The following is a 2,440-nucleotide window of genomic DNA, read 5'->3' on the forward strand; positions in this document are numbered from 1 at the left end:
TACAATAGCCTCTCAGCATTTTCACAACTACTTTTACTCACAGCAGTCTGAACTACCTCTTCTTGAATTTCCTGTAGAGTATTGAAAAATAATTCTTGGCTAGGACTCAACTTTCTCATACAAGCCTCCCACTATAAATTAATGATTTCTCTTGTTTGCTCACTCGTTCTCAAGTATTCACACATGGACAAATCGAGAGATGGAATATTCATTCAAGGATGTTATTATTTTCTGGTAACGCCGGTGGCGGGAACAGAGATTGGGGGAAGTTGTCCCCATTCTATGGTTTTTTCCTATGATCGCACCTTGGATATCCACTCGGTCTCCTGACGGCTTACCCTCCCATGTCACGCGGGGTCGTTGCCCTTACATTCCTTCGTTCGGCCTCTCAAGAGGTGGACGCCGTTGCCAAAGAGGACCTCTCTCTTGGCATGCTCCTGTTGTAGCTCCTTCATCCACTGTACCAGCTGCTCCAGCCCGGTTCGAGAATTTGAGAACACACAGTCTTTTCCCAGTTCAATTCCACGAAAGTCGATGGCGCGGGCTACATGCGTTTCTTTTGCAATGTCTGCACTTTCGACAAGAGTTTTTTCGGAAATTCGTGTAATCCGTTGATTCTGTTTCTTCGATTGTTTGTACTTCATATTGAGCGTCCTCCTTTTATTTCGGGCAGTGAATGGTGCACATTTCATGACCCAGCGTACAGGAGGCGCTTTTTTGTTTCAAACCTCAAATTAATTCATTACAGGAATGGCTTCCCCTTATGTATCAGTTAATTCCTCTTTAATCACTACAAGCTTTGTCATTCTTGTGTGCAAATATAAATCGAGTAGTTAGTGCGTTAATTTTTATATCTTTGTTACAGAACCAATCTAGTGCGTCTGCTTACCATTCTGTACTTTTAATTCAAACATGAACAATAAAAATAAAGAACCTCGTAAGTCTTAAACTTATCGAGGCTCTAAAGTAACAAATCGATACTTTTACCTTGGATTTAGTCCAACGGCTAAAATATATTCGAATAAATTTTCATACTTTGTTTCTTCAACTTCATTAATTTCATGGTCATAGAACATAACTCTCGAACCACAAACCCCTTTTCCAAACTTAAACCCATAATAATCACCTGTTTCAATATCGGAAACAGCTAAAAAGGAATGTGTATCTATAAGTCCAATTTGACTATTTAAGTTGACAATATACCAATCACCAAGGTCATTTACTGAGAAAATATTTGTAAAAGCGAAATAGCCACCCCCAAACTCTTTTACAAAGCTTTTATATTCATCGGGCAGGGAAAGAGATAATGCTATTTCAACTTTCTCAATCTGACTATCATTACCTTTAGGTTCTGACTCTAATCCAAACCATATCGGTCTTTTGATTCTGGTTTCATTAACAATTTCAAGAAACTTATTATAGTCCAATCCATTCAACTCCAAAAAGATTATTTATCGTAGATCCATTCAGGTAATATATCATCGGCACCTTGTTCCCTCGCTCTATACCACCAATGCAACTGTCTATCTGATTGACGCATTTCAGGAGTAACACCTTGATTATATTTATTCTGGTGAAGCGCTGAATTATTTCGATGTTGCGAGGGAATTATTTCATGCTTTGCTCCACCTGGCATTTGTCCTCCATGATGTAAATCTGGTTTATTAAGTCCTCTTGGTGAATGCCCCAATAAACCTTGCTTTAAATCATTAATTGTCCATGGACCTTCAATTCGTACAGAAGCATCACCTGCATCATATCCTTTACCTGTCTGTAGGTTAGGAGATTTAACATTATTAACTATACCCTTACTCTTCCCCGCCTGAATCGCATCCAGCCCCAGCGGGTCCACAAACGTCACCGGATTGCCGTTTACATACGCGAAGCGGTTCATACTGAGCCCCAGGCTCACTTCTCCTCGCAGCACATCGCGGTTCATAAACCGCTTGATGTCCGGATTATAGTATCGCGCGCGCATGTAGTAAAGGCCGTTGATGTCAGTCTGTACACCATCGCGGCCGTTGTAGGCGAACGGCTGGCGGGTCGTGCCCTCGTGCTTCACAAGTTCGCCGAAGGCGCCATAGGTGTAGCGGTCCGTGACGTCGCCTTCTTCATCTGTGAGCCGTGTTGTACTGCCGCGCAGATCGTAATGGTAGCTTTGGTAGCGCCCGTCTGCGCTCTCGCGGCCAATCAGGCCGAGCCCGTAGACATAGGCGGCGCTCACTCTGCCCGCCTCATCGGTCTCCAGCAGCAGCTGGCTGTACTCTGCATGCGGATTCACCACATAAAGAGTGGTCTGGCCCTTCACGTTCATCCAGGTCCGCTCGTTCTCTGCATTATAACCGTACGTAATACTGCCGGCCTGGACCAGGCGGTCCCGGGCATCGTAGACAAAATCCTGGCTTCGTCCGCGCAGCCGCCCTCGGAGAAGGTTGCCGTC

The 2,440-nt window shown here is 44.1% G+C and carries 2 protein-coding genes and 1 pseudogene; all 3 read right to left on the bottom strand.

Features of this window, described 5'->3' with window-relative positions; translation table 11 throughout:
* Positions 1-493: 493 nt before the first annotated feature.
* A pseudogene (locus JJQ72_RS20955) lies at positions 494-644 on the bottom strand (IS110 family transposase); the annotation flags it as partial.
* A gap of 339 nt (positions 645-983) precedes the next feature.
* Positions 984-1,427 carry an SMI1/KNR4 family protein gene (locus JJQ72_RS20150; protein WP_208204778.1) on the bottom strand — a complete coding sequence of 148 codons (444 nt, stop codon included), beginning with the start codon at positions 1,425-1,427 and terminating at the stop codon, positions 984-986.
* Between the two features lie 20 nt (positions 1,428-1,447).
* On the bottom strand, positions 1,448-2,440 hold a 993-nt coding region (locus JJQ72_RS20155; protein ID WP_208204779.1), incomplete at its 5' end, for an RHS repeat-associated core domain-containing protein.

Origin of the sequence: Paenibacillus sp. F411, assembly GCF_017582705.1 — a bacterium.
GTDB lineage: Bacteria > Bacillota > Bacilli > Paenibacillales > Paenibacillaceae > Paenibacillus_AQ > Paenibacillus_AQ algicola.